General features: G+C 57.5%; 15 protein-coding genes. 1 reads left to right on the top strand and 14 read right to left on the bottom strand.

The genetic code is table 11. The annotated features are described in order from the left end of the window. Positions 1-2,312, bottom strand: a 2,312-nt coding sequence (locus B5G12_RS15230) for a class I SAM-dependent methyltransferase (RefSeq protein WP_522731436.1), incomplete at its 3' end; no start/stop codon positions are given. Between B5G12_RS15230 and B5G12_RS14805 the strand changes: the two genes are divergently transcribed. After that, the gene (locus B5G12_RS14805; RefSeq protein ID WP_087324796.1) at positions 2,298-2,741 is read left to right on the top strand and encodes a hypothetical protein; all 444 of its coding nucleotides are present in this window, start codon (positions 2,298-2,300) and stop codon (positions 2,739-2,741) included. The genes B5G12_RS15230 and B5G12_RS14805 overlap by 15 nt on opposite strands. Here the strand turns inward: B5G12_RS14805 and B5G12_RS09820 are convergent. The 13 genes from B5G12_RS09820 to B5G12_RS09760 all read right to left on the bottom strand — a co-directional run bounded on the left by B5G12_RS09820 (position 2,732) and on the right by B5G12_RS09760 (position 16,016). Then, positions 2,732-3,082 (bottom strand): TnpV protein, encoded by a 351-nt coding sequence (locus B5G12_RS09820; RefSeq protein WP_087324795.1) that lies wholly within the window; start codon positions 3,080-3,082, stop codon positions 2,732-2,734. The two genes, B5G12_RS14805 and B5G12_RS09820, sit on opposite strands and share 10 nt — an antisense overlap. Before the next feature lie 787 nt (positions 3,083-3,869). Further along, the gene (locus B5G12_RS09815; RefSeq protein ID WP_087324794.1) at positions 3,870-4,400 is read right to left on the bottom strand and encodes a hypothetical protein; all 531 of its coding nucleotides are present in this window, start codon (positions 4,398-4,400) and stop codon (positions 3,870-3,872) included. A 66-nt stretch (positions 4,401-4,466) separates the two neighbouring features. Next, positions 4,467-4,715 (bottom strand): PF20097 family protein, encoded by a 249-nt coding sequence (locus B5G12_RS09810; protein ID WP_087324793.1) that lies wholly within the window; start codon positions 4,713-4,715, stop codon positions 4,467-4,469. Positions 4,716-4,790: 75 nt separating this feature from the next. After that, positions 4,791-5,003: a transposon-transfer assisting family protein gene (locus B5G12_RS09805; RefSeq protein ID WP_087324792.1), complete on the bottom strand. Its 213-nt coding sequence runs from the start codon at positions 5,001-5,003 to the stop codon at positions 4,791-4,793. Beyond that, on the bottom strand, positions 5,000-5,485 hold the full coding sequence (locus tag B5G12_RS09800; protein ID WP_087324791.1) for a YodL domain-containing protein: 486 nt from the start codon (positions 5,483-5,485) through the stop codon (positions 5,000-5,002). Before B5G12_RS09800 ends, B5G12_RS09805 begins: the two co-directional genes overlap by 4 nt. Further along, on the bottom strand, positions 5,482-7,569 hold the full coding sequence (locus tag B5G12_RS09795) for a type IA DNA topoisomerase (protein ID WP_242956003.1): 2,088 nt from the start codon (positions 7,567-7,569) through the stop codon (positions 5,482-5,484). Before B5G12_RS09795 ends, B5G12_RS09800 begins: the two co-directional genes overlap by 4 nt. A gap of 67 nt (positions 7,570-7,636) precedes the next feature. Beyond that, entirely contained in the window at positions 7,637-8,095 is a 459-nt protein-coding gene (locus B5G12_RS09790) for a low molecular weight protein-tyrosine-phosphatase (protein WP_087324789.1), read from the bottom strand. Positions 8,096-8,111: 16 nt separating this feature from the next. Beyond that, on the bottom strand, positions 8,112-9,320 hold the full coding sequence (locus tag B5G12_RS09785) for an ATP-binding protein (RefSeq protein ID WP_087324801.1): 1,209 nt from the start codon (positions 9,318-9,320) through the stop codon (positions 8,112-8,114). Between the two features lie 303 nt (positions 9,321-9,623). Next, positions 9,624-10,847 carry an ATP-binding protein gene (locus B5G12_RS09780; protein WP_087324788.1) on the bottom strand — a complete coding sequence of 408 codons (1,224 nt, stop codon included), beginning with the start codon at positions 10,845-10,847 and terminating at the stop codon, positions 9,624-9,626. 129 nt (positions 10,848-10,976) lie between these two features. Continuing rightward, positions 10,977-11,684, bottom strand: a complete 708-nt coding sequence (locus B5G12_RS09775) for a DUF4366 domain-containing protein (RefSeq protein ID WP_242956002.1) — start codon at positions 11,682-11,684, stop codon at positions 10,977-10,979. Then, on the bottom strand, positions 11,665-11,937 hold the full coding sequence (locus tag B5G12_RS09770) for a DUF4315 family protein (RefSeq protein WP_087324787.1): 273 nt from the start codon (positions 11,935-11,937) through the stop codon (positions 11,665-11,667). The genes B5G12_RS09775 and B5G12_RS09770 overlap by 20 nt, the downstream gene beginning before the upstream one ends. Before the next feature lie 12 nt (positions 11,938-11,949). Continuing rightward, positions 11,950-13,674, bottom strand: a complete 1,725-nt coding sequence (locus B5G12_RS09765; RefSeq protein WP_087324786.1) for a C40 family peptidase — start codon at positions 13,672-13,674, stop codon at positions 11,950-11,952. Beyond that, positions 13,671-16,016, bottom strand: a complete 2,346-nt coding sequence (locus tag B5G12_RS09760; RefSeq protein ID WP_522731437.1) for a VirB4-like conjugal transfer ATPase, CD1110 family — start codon at positions 16,014-16,016, stop codon at positions 13,671-13,673. Before B5G12_RS09760 ends, B5G12_RS09765 begins: the two co-directional genes overlap by 4 nt. Between the last annotated feature and the right edge of the window lie 10 nt (positions 16,017-16,026).

Raw genomic sequence — 16,026 nt, 5'->3', positions numbered from 1 at the left:
ACGATGCTCCGCAGCTCCACCATCCCCTTGACCCGCTCCTTTGCGTCGCCGCTCAGCTCCACTGGCGTCATGACCGAATTTTCGCGGTAGTAAACTTCGCCGTCCACCACCGTATAGGAAAAATTCTTGACGTTCGGGTCGGCGGGCAGAATGTGAGAAGCGCCCTCGTCCAGCTCGGTGTTCACTCGCTCCATTGCCTCATATCTGCCGTTGATATGGGCCATCGCGCTTTTAAGCTGTTCGGCCAGGTCGGACCCCTCGATAGGATTGACCGTCACGTCCTCCCGGCCATACTGGGTGCTTTCGGCAGAAAGTTCACCCAGCACCATGTCCGGGTGATCCACAAAATACTGGTTGATGGTGTAACCTTCGGGCGTTTGGCCTACCTGCACCCACTCTGGTTCCCGGTCGATGGGCCGCTCCAGCTTCTGCAAAAAGAGGATATCGGAAACGACTTCCGTCCCTGCATTGGCTTTGAAAGCGTTGTTGGGCAGCCGCACCGCGCCCAGCAGGTCGGCCCGCTGGGCCAGGTACTTGCGGGCAGTGCTGTCCTTGGAGTCCATGGTGAAACGGCTGGTGACAAGAGCCACCACGCCGCCCGGCCGCACTTGATCAAGCGCTTTCGCAAAGAAATAGTTGTGGATGGAAAAGCCAAGGTTGTTGTAGGCTTTGTCGTTAACCTTGTAGTTTCCAAAAGGCACATTGCCCACGGCGAGGTCGTAGAAGTCCCGCTGGCTGGTGGTCTCGAAGCCTGCTACCGTGATATTGGCCTCCGGGTACAGCTGCCGGGCGATGCGTCCCGTGATGCTGTCCAGCTCGACGCCATACAGGCGGCTGCCCTGCATAGACTCCGGTAGCATTCCGAAGAAATTGCCCACGCCGCAGGAGGGTTCCAGGATATTGCCAGTAGTGAAACCTATCTGTTCCACCGCGTCATAGATGGCGCGGATCACGGTCGGGCTGGTGTAGTGGGCGTTCAGAGTGCTGGCCCGGGCGGCGGCATACTCGTCCTCTGAGAGCAGACCTTTCAGCTCCTTATACTCCTTGGCCCAGCTGTCCTTGTCCGGGTCGAAAGCGTCCGCCAGTCCGCCCCAGCCGACGTACTGGGACAGGATTTCCTGTTCTTCCGGGGTAGCGCTGCGGCCTTCCGCCTCAATGGCAAGCAGGGTGCGGATGGCCTCGATGTTGCGGGCAAACTTCTGCTTGGGCCCGCCCTCGCCCAAGTGCTCGTCGGTGATGCGGAAGTTCCGGGCAGGCGGGGCAGAAATCTGTGGTTCGGGATTCTCGATGTGAAGTTTCTCGACCACAATGTCATAGGGCAGATTATTTTTGCCGGCGGGGTAAAAGGCTGCTGGCTCAGAGGTCAATGATGGCATGGCTGGTGTATCGGACTCAATAGGTGTACCATGAAGTTCATGAGGCACTGGGGCACTGTCTGTTGTTTCCGGTTCGAACCGTTCCGACTGGGTGGATTCGGATAACGTAAGATTAGGCGTTTCCAGTACGGGTTTCGACTGTTCCACCGCCTTGGGTTCCCGAACAAACTCGCCCTGCCCGACCTGATAGAGGGTTCGCAGCGTTCGGGCAACCTCGCCCCAGCTCCGGCTGATCGTGGTTTCATACTTGTCCTGAATAGCCAACTCAAAGCCCGCCTGGGTCCCCTGATAGTCCGCCAGATCTCCGCCCTCAAGTTCCACAATGTCGGCTGCGCCGCTGTATCGTTCGGCCAGACGCTGTGCAATTTGGTTGTTGCCCTCGCCGGCACGGAAGGCCGCGGCCAGCTCTTCCCGCCCGCCGGCATCCAGCAAGCCGCCTTCCATGGTCAACGCTTCTTCCAGGTCGGGGTCGATGGCGCTCAGGGAGTCGGTCAGGTACTCAGTAATGGAAACGTTCCGCTCATCCCTGGCGAGCAGCTGTTCAAACCGCTCCTTTGGTTCACTCCGAAAGATCGGGTACGCCAGGCCGGGCGGCAGCAGCTCCACATGGTAGGCGCTCACCCTGGTGATCTCGTAGGGGCTGCCCTCTAAATACACTGTATCGCCCTTCTGGTAGGCCGGGTCCAGCGGATCACGGGCGGACTGGATGGATTCTTTAACCTCTACCTGTGACTGAGCTGTTTCATCCGGGTAAACGCCGAAAACCCGTAGATACGTTTTCTCCTGCAAATCATAGACCGCCGCGCCGTCATAGGCAAAGCCATCGTTTTCCAGAGATCCATCCACATATTTCTGCGCCGCCTGTTCTGCTTCCTCCAGGGTCGGGTATTCCCGGCGCTCATCAAAGCCGTTTTCAGTCCGGTGATAGACAATCACCTGATACCGATTTGCAGCAATTTCTTCCGATTTCTGCTCATCCAGATACTGCCCCGTGGCGATCAGGACGTAGATGCGCTTTTCAACCTCGGGCCATTTCAGACGATGCTCCTGTCCTTTGGGATAGGAACGCAGCTTGACGCCGCTGGCATCGTAGTCGAGGAAGCCATTACTGCCATCCTGAAACGTCCAGCTCCGGCCCCCGGTGCCGTATTCCTGTTTCAGGAATTCAATGTGTTCTTTCTGCGTGTGATTTTCAGCGTAGTAGGCCGCAATGCGCTCTTTGCCATATTCAAACCCGCTGCCGGATGCCAGGGCCGCCCGCCAATCCGCCTCGGAAAAAGAAAAAGCGGAGACTTGTTCGGTCTCCGCTCGCTGGTCAATCTGCGCGATTTGCTCCGCCTCGGTGGCGAAGAAACTCAGCTGTAAATCAGCTCGTTCAGGATTGCTTCCTCGGCCTGCATTTTCAGAGCGTTCATGTGCTGCACCCAGGCCATCTGCTGCGCCGCTTTGTCCGGGGCCGGGTTCTGTTTCAGCAGCTCCTCCATCTGCCGGTCCAAGCGGTCCTTCGCTGTCCGGTCGATCTCCACCAGGTGCAGGTACAGCTTCCCGCTCAACAGCAGGTGGTTGTAAAGGATGGGCCGGTTCTCCTTCAGATAGGTTTTCCGCATCCTGCCGTACTTGCCCAGAGGCGTCTGCGGCTGGTTCAGCTCGATATTCGGGACCAGATAGTCCCCGTTCTGCGTGTACTGCAATGCTGTGCTGCTCATCCCAAAGTCTCCTTTCTTCTGCGATGTCGCGTTCCACTTGCCTGACCACTGCCGCGATCTGCAGCAGCACCTCGCGGCTGCTCTCGCTGACGGCTGTGCCCAGGGCAGCCACGGTGGCCGGCGTATTGAACTCATAAATGTTGCTAAATTCCTCGTGACCAAAGTGGTTTTCAGGGGCGTACCCGCACCGGGACAGGAGGGCAAAGGTGGTGCTGGTGGTGACGGCCCGCTTGAAGGCAAGCCCTCTGTTGAGTTCATCGTACTCCTCCAGCATTGAATTTGCAAGGATGCCGCTGATCTCCTGGCCGTGGTCGGCCCAGTAGGCGTCCGCAAGCGTTCCAGCTGCATCCGCAAACTGCTGCGGCAGATCGGTGGCCGCGGTGCCATACCGCCGCTCCAGCATGGCTGCCACCGGAATCCTGTGCCGGTCCTCCAGCGTCCACAGCCAGGGGTCGCGGGAGTTTGACCGGGTGCCGGTATCAGCCAGGTCGAACACATACCGCAAGCGCAGCCGGTCGCCCGCATCGTCCAGCAGGGCAATGCCCTTGGAGCCGCGCCGGACATAGCGGTTCATGCGGTCATTCCAGACATCATAACTGGCGCAAGCGGTGGCGTCCGGGCGCTGGACATAGATCATGAGCTGGTCGGGATAGGGGTACTTGTAAAGCCGTGCAGCGGTAGACAGAAAACCCGCCCATCGTTCCCAGTTTCCTGTCAGACGGCGGGCAGTGTCCTCGGCGAGTTGTGCGTAGTAGAGTGTTTTATGAGACATGGTACCTCCTTCCTTTTACTCCCGGCCCCTTTCTTTGTGCTTGCGGGGTGGTTTGGCCGCGGCCTCCTTGGGGCGCGACTCTCTCAGCCCTTTCAATACCGACTTTCTCGAGCCCGGCTTGAGGGGATGTTTCCAGCGGCTGAAAGCAACATCTTTCGGCTCCATCGCGCCCGGTTCATAGGCGCGGACCCGGTCAAAACCCAGGTCTTTCCGCATCTGCTTCAGGATGTTCATGACCTCGGGGCTTTGGTTGAGGGACGCCATCCGGGTATAATCGTCCACCAGGTAATTTTTGCCCTGGCGCACATGGAGCAGGTCGGCGGCGCTGGGCGGGTCCTCCCGCTGGACGCCAAAGGTCAGCCGGGCACCCGGCAGATCTTCGCTGTTGTAGGGTTCCGAACGCAGCTCCTGGAAGCGGGCTGCAGCCTGTTCGTAGCTGTCGTAAAACTCGATGGGTGTGTAGGGCTTGCTTCCTGCCGCACCGGTCCAGGTGGCGAGGTCGGGGATGATATAGCACTGCCATTTGCTGTCTTTTTCGTCTAACATAGGTTCTCCTTATGGGAAAAGAAAAGCGGGAAACTCAGAAATCGAGCTTCCCGCTAAAATTGGTTTTCATTCATCTATACGATTTGTTACATCGAAAATCCCAACGATTTTATTGCAGTTTTTGCAGAAGAACGCATTGGGCACCCTTGTCTGGCTCAACAGGATATTGGTCTTTCCAATCGTGCGCAGCCCTGTGTAAAGCAGCCTTGCCGCGCCCTTTTTCTTAAACTCCTCCATAGGGACCCAGCCCGGGGCCACCCCGTCGATGATCAGGCCACCTTCTTCCATTTGTGCGCCGCAAATAGGGCAAAGCATTTTGTCATTCCTCCTATCGTAGCAAATTCTTGGCTTTAATTATACTACAATCCAGTGCGCTTTGAAACCTCGTTACTAAATGAAATCCGGGTACAGTTCCAACGCGTCAAATTCGGCATCGGTCATGCTGGCCAGCTTGTCCAGGGTGCTGTCGGTCAGGTCCCGCAGTTCCATTTCCAACCAGGTAAGATAGCTGCGCATCTCGGTCAGCACTTCGATCAGCCGCTCCCGATTGCCGGTGTTGTAGAGGGCCATCAGGTTGACTTCTTCATAGGTGAAATTTTTCATCTTGTGTCCCTCTCTTTACGCTTCTTGGTTTTGACCTTGGGTGCAGCCTCTTTGGTCTGCTTCATTTGTGCGCCCACCGACTTTTGAGGCCGGGCCGCCTCTTTCATCTGCTCCAAAAAGCCCGGCAGCTCCTTGAAACCGATCCTGTCCACATAGAACGCCCCGGCCTGACCTTCGCGGTTCAGCACGACCACATCGCTGACCGAGAGGCTGTGTCCTCTAAAATCCGCGGGGCGCCTTAAATTGAACGTGAGGTACAGCTCCTCCAATGCCTCCGCGTTGCTCATGCCGTAAAAGTACGCCGGAGTGTTGGCAAAGTAAACAGCCTCGTAGTGGCTGAGATTCGGTGTCTTGCCCATCTGCTCCAGACGGGCAAAGGATTCAAACCGCACATCTGCGGTTTCCGGCCCGTCTTTGAGCTGCAAAATCAGATATACGTCGCTCTCGGCGGCAAGAAAGCGGTCCAGAACATCCTGCATCATCGTGCACCCCTGTTCTCAAATTCCAGGCTGAACTTGGCCCGGCCGTCGGCTTCGGTGGTAAGCATCACGGTGGCGTTGTAGGTCTTGCCGGTCCGCTGGCTCTTACAGTCCTTGAGCCGGGCGCGGCCGTCCCGCAGCAACTTATCCACCACCTGCCGGGTGGGGCGCTTGCCAAGGCGCGCAAAGAAGGCGTTATCCTTCCAGATCACAAAGCGGCACTCGCGGCTCGTGCAGAACCAGCCTTTTTCCCGCTCGGCCACCTCTGAGCCGCAGTGGGGACAAGTGCCCACTACTGGCGCACCGCTGGTGACCCTGGCGGGAGCATTGGGGACGTTGACGTACTGATTCACAAGCGTTTTCATCATAGATTCGATTTCCTCCATAAACTGTTCGGGCACATACTGGCCCTTCTCGATTTGTGTGAGCTTCGTTTCCCATTCAGCGGTCATAGCCGGAGATTTGAGCTGTTCGGGCATGGCCGCAATGAGGCCGCAGCCCTTTTCAGTGGGGATCAGGTGCTTGGTTTTACCGCTGCCCTCCCGGGCAAGAAAACCTTTCTGTACCAGCTTCTCGATGGTGGCCGCCCGGGTGGCGGGTGTCCCGATGCCCCGACGCTCGGCTTCTTCTGGCATGGTGTCCGCGCCGGCGGATTCCATCGCGGCCAACAAAGTATCCTCGGTGAAGTGCTTGGGCGGGGACGTTTTGCCCTCTTTCAGCTCGGCGTCCAGGATGGGCAGAGTTTCTTGGCCCTGCACCTCGGGCAAAATCCCCAGTTTTTCCTTGTCTTTTTCAGCGGTATCGCCAAGAATGGCCTGCTCCACAGCCTTCCACCCCTCGTCCAGAACCGTCTTGCCTTTGGCTGTGAAGGTCTGCCCGGCGCACTCGATCTGCACCGTGGTTTCATCGTAGCGATACGGCTCGCCCACGGCGGCCAGCAATCGGGCAACGATCAAACGCAGGATGCTGGCCTCACCCGCAGGCAAAGAAGAAAGGTCAGCCCCGGCCACGCTCTGCGTCGGCAGAATGGCGTGGTGGTCGCTGACCTTTTGGTTATTGATGACCTGCTTTGCATGGACCGGAATGGAACCCCGGAAACCAAACGCTGCCGCCGTGTCCATCGCAAGACCGGGCAGGCCCGCCGCCATGTCCTCGGTGAGGTAGCGGCTGTCGGTGCGGGGATAGGTGACGAGCTTTTTCTCGTAGAGCGATTGGGTGTAATCGAGGGTCTGCTGTGCTGAATAGCCCAGCTGCCGGTTGGCGTCCCGTTGGAGCGTAGTCAGGTCGTAGAGGGCCGGCGGGCGCTCGGATTTCTCCTTGCGCTCGCTCTTTTTCACAAGGGCCCGGCTGCTTTTCCGGCATTCTGCCAGCAGCTCCTCCGCCTGGGCTTTTTCTTTGAATCGTTCGCTGCTCGCCATATAACCCTCCATCTGTAAAAATATTGTATAAAAGGGTTCAGGGTGGAAGGCAGCGATAGCCGCTTCCCGCTCCACCGTCATGGCAAGCGTCGGGGTCATGACTCGGCCCACGTTGAGGGTGACGCCGTGCAGGCATGAAAAAAGCCGGGTGGCGTTGATGCCGACCAACCAGTCGGCGCGTTCCCGGCAAAGGGCTGCTTTGTACAGCAAATCGTATTCAGTTGAGGGCTTCAAATTGGCAAAGCCCGCTCGGATGGCGGCATCCTCCATACTGCTGATCCAGAGACGGGAGACTGGCTTGCGGCACCCGCACTGGTGATAGACCAGGCGGAAGATCAGCTCGCCTTCCCGCCCGGCATCAGTGGCACAGACGATGCGGTCCACGTCTGCCCGGTGCATGAGCTTGCACAAAACATCAAACTGCTTTTTGGTGGAACTGCTCACAAGATACTGCCACCGCTCGGGCAGGATGGGCAGGTCGGCGCGGTCCCAGCGTTCCAAGCACGGGTCATACACACCGGGCGGGGCCAGCTCCACCAGATGGCCCACACACCAGCTGATAAGGTAGCCGCCGCCTTCCAGATAGCCGTCGCGGCGGGTGGTGGCACCCAGGACCTTCGAGATGGTGCGGGCGACAGAGGGCTTCTCGGTAACGATCAGGTTATGCAAAGTATCGGCTCCTTTCTGTTTTGAAAATAAAAACAGCCCTGCAATCGCAAGGCTGTAAAAATGTTTGTTAAAGCTGTTCCAGCAGAGCTTTGCACCCTTCATAGATGTCACGGTAGGCAATGTCAAAGCGGTCGCTGTACCAGGGGTCTGCCACATCTCCGCCCCGTTCGGTATAATCCAGCAGTTTGTGGACCTTATGCTCGGGGTCCGACCCCAGAATACGCATCATATTGCGGATGTTGTTTCCATCCATCCCGATCAGATAATCATACCGGTCATAGTCGCTTTTTTGCAGTTGTACCGCGTGCCTGTCCGGGCAGGCGATGCCGTGTTTCAGCAGTTCTTCCTTGGCAGGCGGGTAGACTGGGTTGCCAACGCCGTTCCATATTTCTTCCCGGCTGGTCGCACAGGAGGCAATTTCAAATTCCTCTGCCCGGCCCGCTTTCTGGACCAGGTCTTTCAGGATAAACTCGGCCATCGGGCTTCTGCAAATATTGCCGTGGCAGACAAAGAGCACTCGAATCATAGCATTTTCTCCATATTCACTCCAGCATCCACTTCAGAACATTCCGCTTCTGGATGCCTTCGTAGTTCATCTCGCCGAAGGCTTCGTCCATCGTCAGCAGATACTTGGGGTAGTTGTCCCGGATCTGTCGCAGCGGGGCCAGCTCCCGCGCCAGGACCTGCTCATCCAGAGTGGTCTGCGCCACCTGATAGTAGACGGGTGCACCGTCCTGGATGGCGACGAAGTCCACCTCACCGTCGGTTCCATACTGGCCCACATAGACCTCCGGATAGCGGCGCTTCAGCTCCAGATACACAACGTTTTCGAGGATATGCCCGATGTCGCTGTCCTGGCTGCGCACCAGCAGGCTGCGCAGCGCCACGTCACAGACGTAGTATTTGCTCATGGAGGCCAGCAGTCTTTTCCCCTTGATGTTGTAGCGGCGCGCTTCGTAAAACAGCAGGCTGTCCGTCAGCCCGCGCAAGTAGCGGTCCACTGTCTTGGGGTCTATTTTCCGCCCCTGTGAGGTCATGGCGTTGGCGATGGTGGTGGGGGAAGTTCGGTTGCCGATGTTGTGCATTGCAAAACGCGTGATGGCTTCCAGCATATTGACATCCGCCACGTTCAGCCGCTTGACAATATCGTTGAGCAAAACGGTGTTGTAGATACCGCGCATATACTCGCGGGCCTCCTGCTCCCCGTAACCGTACCGCAGCACATAGGGGAAGGACCCGCTGCGGATGTACCGCTCAAATTTTGCGTTCAAAGAAACGCTGTCATCGGCAAGACCGGCGCAGAACTCCTTGAAGGAGAGCGGCATCATAGACAACTCGACATAGCGGCCGGTCAACAGGGTTGCCAGCTCGCCGGACAGGAAATAACCATTGGAGCCGGTAAGGTAGAGGTCACAGTTTTCCCGCAGAAAGAGGCTGTCCACCGCCTTTTCGTAGCCTTTGACGTGCTGGATCTCGTCCAGAAAAATATAATTCATCCGGTCAGGCAGCAGACGCGCCTTGACGTACTGGTAAAGCGTCTTGTAGTCGGTCAGGTCTTCAAAGTCAAGGTCCTCGAAATTGATGGCGATGATCTGCTGCGGCTCGACGCCCTGCGCCCGCAGGTAGTCCTGGTAGATGGCGAACAGGGTGGATTTGCCGCAGCGGCGCACCCCTGTCACCACCTTGATGATCTGCCGGTCTTTCCACTTGACGAGCCAATCCAAATAGTTTTTCCGTTCCAAACGCTGCATGTTCAGCCCTCCCTTCATATAGAGTATACTCCGTTTTTTGCCCGAATGCAACGTCGAAACAGATTTCATTCCTTTTTGCGAAAATTGAGGGAGGCCCCCGCGGCCACCCCCATATATTTCTTTTACTCATGTCTTACTCCTCATACCCATCGCTGTCCTGATACGCCTTGCGCTCGGCATCCTCGTCAGGTTCAGCCTTCGGTTCTTCCACCGGCAGGATCAGGTTATGCAAAGTATCGGCTCCTTTCTGCTTTGAAAATAAAAACAGCCCTGCAATCGCAAGGCTGTAAAAAATTATTTGGATCAGATCATCCAGACTGGCACGATGAAGTTCTCCCGGTCCAGAGCACTGAGCTGCGGTTTCATACAGACGATTGCACCAGCACCGCGGGGAACAGAAGCCTTATCCAGAAGCGAAAACACACGGGTCAATTCCGTGCCGGGAGCCGCCGTCTTTTTGATTTCAATGGGATTCAAAACGCCATCGTGTTCCAGAACGATGTCAATTTCCCTCGCATCCTTGTCGCGGTAATAGTAGAGATACGGTTCTTTACCACAGTTGAGATAGGTTTTGGCAATCTCTGAAACCACATAGTTTTCCAGGATCGCGCCGTTCATCGCGCCATACTCCAATGTCTCGGCACTGCTCCATCGAGTCAGATAACAGACCAGTCCACTATCAAAAAAGTAGAGCTTTGGTGTTTTGACCAGACGCTTCAAGAGATTGTTGGAGTAGGGATGCAAATAAAAGATAACCCCTAATGTCTCAAGGATGCCCAGCCAATCCTTGGCCTGCTTCTGATTGATGTCCGCATCTTGAGCAATTTCTGCAACATTTAGCATCTGGCTGCACCGGGCCGCAACCGCAGTCACAAACCGTATGAACTTTGTGGCATCGATGCTCTCAGACAGCGACCGTACATCCCGTTCAATATAGGTGCTCAGATAGCTGCTGTAAAAGATTTGGCTGTTGCTGGCTGTGCCGCTGACGATAGCAGGCATTGAGCCACGATAGATGCGTTCAAAAATTTCGTGCGTATCTGCCGGCAGACGTCCGGCAGCCCGGCGTTTCAGTGCTTCCAGTTCTACCAAAAATGGTTCCGTCTGCGCTCCGTCAGCCTCGGCCTGAGACAATGTAGTCATCGAGAGAACGGCGACCCTTCCGGCCAGAGATTCCTGCACGCCACGCATTAGCTTAAAGATTTGGGAACCTGTCAGCCAGAACGCCCCCGCCTGGTGCTCCCGGTCTACGGCCAACTTAATATAAGGAAACAGTTCCGGCGCGTACTGCACCTCGTCGATCAGAACGGGCGGCCGGTGGAGCTGCAAAAACAGTTCCGGGTCTCGTTTGGCCAGATCCCGTTCCGTCAGGTCATCCAGAGAGACATAGCCGCGTCCTGTCCCGTCCATCAATTTTTGGAGCATAGTGGTTTTTCCCACCTGGCGCGGACCCGTCACTAAAACTACGGGATATTCCTGCGTAACCTCCATCACGACCTTTTCCAAACTCCGGGTGATGTACTTCATATGCGTGCAGCTCCTTTCGGTCAAAATCTAATCTGTTTCTATTTTAGCCGAAACCCCATCGAAAAGCAAGCAAATTTTGTCAGCAGGCGGCCCCCGTGGCCACCCCCATTTTTTGTCCATCATTCTGTTTTACTCCTCCTCGTACCCATCGCTATCCTGATACGCCTTGCGCTCGGCATCCTCGTTAGCCTCTGCGTCCGGCTCATCGGGCAGAACGATTTCCTCCTCGTCCTCCCGGTAGTCGGCATCGGGATCGGGCTTGTTTTCCTCGGCCTCGCGCTTTTTCTGCTGCATCTTCAGCCAGAAGTATGCGCCGCCGCCGGCAATACCGGCCAGCACCAGAAGCACCAGCACAAATTTGCCCGCACCATCCTCTTTTTCCGGTTCAGGTTCCGGTTCGGGCATGGGTTCAGGTTCTGGGGCGGGAGCGGGTTCCGGTTCAGGTTCGGGGATATCCTCCTCGTCCATCAGGGCCAGCAGGTCGGCCTCGTCCACCATATTGAGGAAGTGGGCCGTCTGGTCGCCGTCAGCGGCCCGGTCGATGATGAGGTAAAAATAGGCTCCCGATTTGCTCACCAGGGTGATGAACTGCTGGGCTGTCCCGTCCGAAAAGGTGGTCTGGTAGTCGTCCACCACCGTCAGGTTGCCCTCCGGGGTCAGAGGGCCGGTATCCTGCTCAGTCACAGTGACCGGTTCTTCCTCTGTGTCGAAGATGGAGGATGTGGCGTTTTCGTTGCTTTCCCCGCCACTGTAGGCAAAGGCCGGGGTAACCATGCAGCCCATCAGGAAGGTCAGCGACAAAGCCACACAGGTCAATTTATTCAGAAATTTTCTCACGCAGTTCTTCCTCGTTCATGTTGGCCCCGACGGCCGCCAGCGCGGCGGGGTTCGGGGTAGTTTGGGCGTTCTGCTGCAGCAGGGCGGCCAGCTGCTCCGGGGTCAGGTTTGCCACCCGCACCATCTCGGCCACCTCTACTTTCTCTGCCTCCGCGATGCGCCGTTCCAGCAGTTCGATGCGGTTGTTCAGCTGGATGCGGCGCTCTCTGGCCCGCGCCAGATCGGCCCGCAGCTTGTCCAGTTTTTCGCTCATATTGCCTCCTTGTTATTTGGGGATTCTTCCGAATCCCAGCAAGTGATCATCCCAATAACTTGAGTGGATGTTCGAGTATTTGATGGGGTCTCCCGCCGAAATCATCATGCCGTCGCCCACATACAGTCCGACGTGGCTCGCGCCGGGGGTGTCGTAGGTGCCCTGGAAAAAGACCAGATCGCCAGGCTTTGCCTCATGTTCCGACACTTTGGCCGATTGCTGCCACAGGCCGTTGGCGGTGGTGCGGCCTACGTCCCAGCCGGACTGATTGAGCACCCAGCAGACGTACCCGGAACAGTCAAACCCTGTTTCCGGGGACGAGCCGCCCCAGACGTAGGGGGTGCCCAGGTACTTTTCGGCTTCTTCCAGCATGGCGGCAAATTCCGGATCGCTCAACGCTTCGGCAGGCACCTCGTAGTCGATGCCCGCCTCGCCGGAACCATCCGAACCATACCCCACCGACACCCCGCCGAACAGCTCGGGGCGGTTGCCCTGGGTCTCCTGCAAAATGTCGTAGCGGTCCAGATCGTCCCCCGACAGCATCCCACGGGCCACGCTGTCGATCCCGAAATTCAGCAAGGTGATGTTCAAGATCCGCCACTCATACTGCACCTCCACCTCGTAGGTGTAGGTGTCGCCGGTGGTGGGATCGGTGCCGGTGCGTGTCTCAGTCCGGGTGCGTATCTCGATGGTCTCGGTCAAGATGATCTCATACTGGGCGTCAAAAATAGACTGCATGGTGCCCTGCACCTCGCCGCGGGTATATGCCTCATGGATAGCCGTCAGGACAGCGGCCAACTCGTGCGGGTCATGGGTGATGGGGGCCAAGTCCCAGGTATACTCGTCGTAGTCCGGATAACTGGAAGGGATGGCCGATATCTCGGCCCGCAGGGCTTCTTCGAGGGCCTGGTAGTCGGCTTCTGCGCCCAGAATGTCCTCGTCCTCGGCGGTGTAGGATGTGGTCCAGACCGTGCCCATCCCGCCCGGAAAGAACACCGAGCAGGACGTGATAAAGCCGAAAATCACCATAGTCAGCAGTACCAGCACACCGCCCATCAGGATCATGTGGGCGTGGGTGGAAGCAAACTGCGCCGCTTTGGCCGCGGCGGCTTTAGCCTTCTTGGTGGCGGCGCTGCGGGCGGTGTTGGCCGCGCTGCCACACGCCTTGCCCCCAGTCTTGCGGGCATAGTAACTGGCCTTGATCTGCTGACGCTGCTTCCAGCGGGAGATGGGGTTGGATGTGGGCTGCGCGGCCTGCTGCTTGCGCCGCAGCGCTTGGATGTTGGCCTTATCGGCGGCTTTGTCCAGCTTCTCGGCCTTCTTGTAGGCTTTCAATTTTTTGCTGTACTTGCCGTCCTTCAGCTTTTTAGCCGCACCCTCGGCCAGGCGTTCCCCCTCGTGGGCGGCCTGTACACCGGCGTTTTCATCCCGATTCTGCTTGTCGATCTGGCGGTGAGCCTCGCCGCCCAGCAGCGCCTCCGCGCCCGACTTGCGGCGCTTGGGTTTGGCGATCTCCTCCCCAAATTCCGCCTTGCCGAAGCGGAGCTGCGCTGACCGCTCTTTGGCCTTGTCGGCGTCCATCTTGAGGCCCCGCTTGGGCGGGGCGCGGGTGGAAAGTTTCGCCTTGGCTTTGTCGGCCCGGTCGGCGGCGCGGGTCGCCTTTTTGGCCGCGCGGCGGACTTTTGGGTTTGCCAGTTCTTCCTCGGTGAAGGTCAGGCGGGTGGTTTTCCGTTTCATCCGGCATCACCCGTGCCATCGGAAAATTTTGTGGTCATGATTTTGTAGAGTTCGGTGTCCTGCGGGAACCGGTCCACGAAGGGCAGGATGACGTTGCCATAAAACAGCAGCCCCTCGCCTTCGCCGGAGTGGGTCACATAGGACAGCTGGTGAGGTGAGATGTTGAGCTGCTTTGCCAGAATTTGCCGGTCGCCAGCGGCCTGGTTGAGCATGAGGATGAAGTCGGAATTTTCAAAAATATTCGATACTTCGTGAGAGGCCAGCAGGTCCTTGACGTTCTGCGTAATTCCAGTAGGCGCACCGCCCCATTTGCGGAAACGCTTCCAGATCTCCACCGAATAGGCCGCGGTCTGTTCCTCACGAAGCAAGAGATGGAACTCGTCTATAAAGAATCGGGTCGTTTTTCCGGCGTAACGGTTCGTAGTTACACGGCCCCAAACGGCATCCTGTACCACCAGCATCCCGATCTTCTTGAGCTGCTTGCCCAGCTCCCGGATGTCGTAGCAGACAAAGCGGTTGTCGATGTCCACGTTGGTGCGGTGGTTGAACAGGTTCAGGCTGCCCTTGACGTAGATTTCCAGCGCCGTCGCCACATGGTGAGCCTCTTTTTCTTCTTGCTCCAAGAGGGCTTTGTAGAGGTCCTCCAGCAGCGGCATTTTCTCGGGCCGCGGGTCCTGAAAGTACGCCTGGTAAATTTGATGCACACAGCGGTCGATGACGGTTTTCTCGACGGGAAGCAGCCCTTCCTTTCCGCCCACCACCAGCTCGCACAGCGAGAGGATGAAATCCGATTTCAGCGCAATCGGGTTATCTTCTTCACTGTAATTGCTGTTGATGTCCATGGGGTTGATAAATTGGGTGCTGGTAGGCGAGATTTTGATAACCTGACCATGCAGACGCTCCACCAGGGCCGCGTACTCTGCCTCGGGATCACAGACGATGATATCATCGTCTGTGGAGAGGAAAGCGTTGGTGATTTCCCGCTTTGCTGCGAATGATTTCCCGCTTCCGGGGGTGCCCAAAATCAGGCCGTTGGGGTTTTTGAGCCGCTTTCGGTCCACCATGATGAGGTTGTTGGAGAGAGCATTGAGGCCGTAGTAGAGTGCGCCGGGCCCAGCCTGGAACAGCTCCTGTGTCGTAAATGGAATAAAGATGGCGGTGGAACTGGTGGTCAGCGCCCGCTCGTTCTCCACCAGGTTGTGGACCAGGGGCAGGCTGGACATGAGGCCCTGTTCCTGCTGCCAGTCCAGGCGGATCAGTTGGCAGTTGTGCTTCTGGGCGATGCTGGCCGCCTGAAAGACGTTTGTCTCCAGTTCCTGGGGCGTGCGCCCGGTGTTGAACACAAGGAAGGTCAGCAGAAACATCCGCTCGTTCTGGCTCTGCAGCTCCTTCAAAAGGTTCTTGGCGTCCCGGCCATAGGTTGCCAAATCTGACGGTAAGATGTCAATATCATAGCCTGCACGGACAGCTTTCTTCTGTTCCTCGATCGTGTTGCGGTCCAGCTCGGTGATGGTTCGCTTGACCGTTTTGATGGCCTTGTTCTGGTCCACCGAGTGGATGTGCATGGTGACGATCTGACTGGATTCCATCCCCAGAAAGTCCTTGAGCAGCTGGTCGCTGAGGTCGGACGCCGTGATGGACAAAAAGCTCATGGCTCCATGCAGACCGCCCACCTGACAGGTGCGGGTGTTGAACGCAAAGGCGCTGGGGGCAATGAAGTCCTTGGCAGAAAGGCCCGACCTGGGCAGCTCCTTCCAGTCAAATCTAAATTTGGATTCACCATCCATGTGGAACAGGTCGTGCATGAGGCGCAGCCGTTCCCAGCCGTTCAGGACGCGGGCGGCCGCGCCAAGGCGGCGGAAGTTGTTGAGGATATCGTTCTGCAGATGGTCCAGCCGGGGCTTGGCCTGCCGCATGGACGTCGCCTCAATGCCGAAGGTCAGGTATTTCGTCTTGGTCAGGCCGTTGTTGCCCTGGGCCAGCTGTGTCTTCAGCATCTGGCTGTACTCGGCCCGGATGTCGTCGAAGCCGTCCTTCTGAGGCGGGATGCGGATGCTGCGCTCGAAACTCTCGGCATCGGCGGCCATGTTGACGAAGGAAAACTCGAAATGCACCGAGCTGTCAAAGAAGTTGAGAAAGCTGCACCACTCCTCGAAAATGGCGGTCTTGTCCTCCTGCAGGGCCAGCTGGTAGTTGATGTCCTGAAACTGGATGGTGCGGGTGTAATAGCCGTCCCGCACCCGGCAGGTGCCGTCGGCAAACATCCGCTCAAAGGGAATGGTCTGCTGGGCGGTGCGGGGGATGCCGTCATCCCGCTTGGCGGTCTTGATGATCTTCTCCACTTTTCTGCGC

The sequence above is a fragment of the Faecalibacterium sp. An58 genome, assembly GCF_002161515.1.
Lineage (GTDB): Bacteria > Bacillota > Clostridia > Oscillospirales > Ruminococcaceae > Faecalibacterium > Faecalibacterium avium.
The sequence above is the reverse complement of the archived record's forward strand: the minus strand, read 5'-3'. Positions and strand labels throughout refer to the sequence as shown.

Coding starts and splice junctions, on each gene's coding strand:
- B5G12_RS09820 (WP_087324795.1), bottom strand. CDS start 3,082: ATGAGCAGCACAGCATTGCAGTACACGCAGAACGGGGACTATCTGGTC.
- B5G12_RS09815 (WP_087324794.1), bottom strand. CDS start 4,400: ATGTTAGACGAAAAAGACAGCAAATGGCAGTGCTATATCATCCCCGAC.
- B5G12_RS09810 (WP_087324793.1), bottom strand. CDS start 4,715: ATGCTTTGCCCTATTTGCGGCGCACAAATGGAAGAAGGTGGCCTGATC.
- B5G12_RS09805 (WP_087324792.1), bottom strand. CDS start 5,003: ATGAAAAATTTCACCTATGAAGAAGTCAACCTGATGGCCCTCTACAAC.
- B5G12_RS09800 (WP_087324791.1), bottom strand. CDS start 5,485: ATGATGCAGGATGTTCTGGACCGCTTTCTTGCCGCCGAGAGCGACGTA.
- B5G12_RS09790 (WP_087324789.1), bottom strand. CDS start 8,095: ATGATTCGAGTGCTCTTTGTCTGCCACGGCAATATTTGCAGAAGCCCG.
- B5G12_RS09785 (WP_087324801.1), bottom strand. CDS start 9,320: ATGCAGCGTTTGGAACGGAAAAACTATTTGGATTGGCTCGTCAAGTGG.
- B5G12_RS09780 (WP_087324788.1), bottom strand. CDS start 10,847: ATGAAGTACATCACCCGGAGTTTGGAAAAGGTCGTGATGGAGGTTACG.
- B5G12_RS09770 (WP_087324787.1), bottom strand. CDS start 11,937: ATGAGCGAAAAACTGGACAAGCTGCGGGCCGATCTGGCGCGGGCCAGA.
- B5G12_RS09765 (WP_087324786.1), bottom strand. CDS start 13,674: ATGAAACGGAAAACCACCCGCCTGACCTTCACCGAGGAAGAACTGGCA.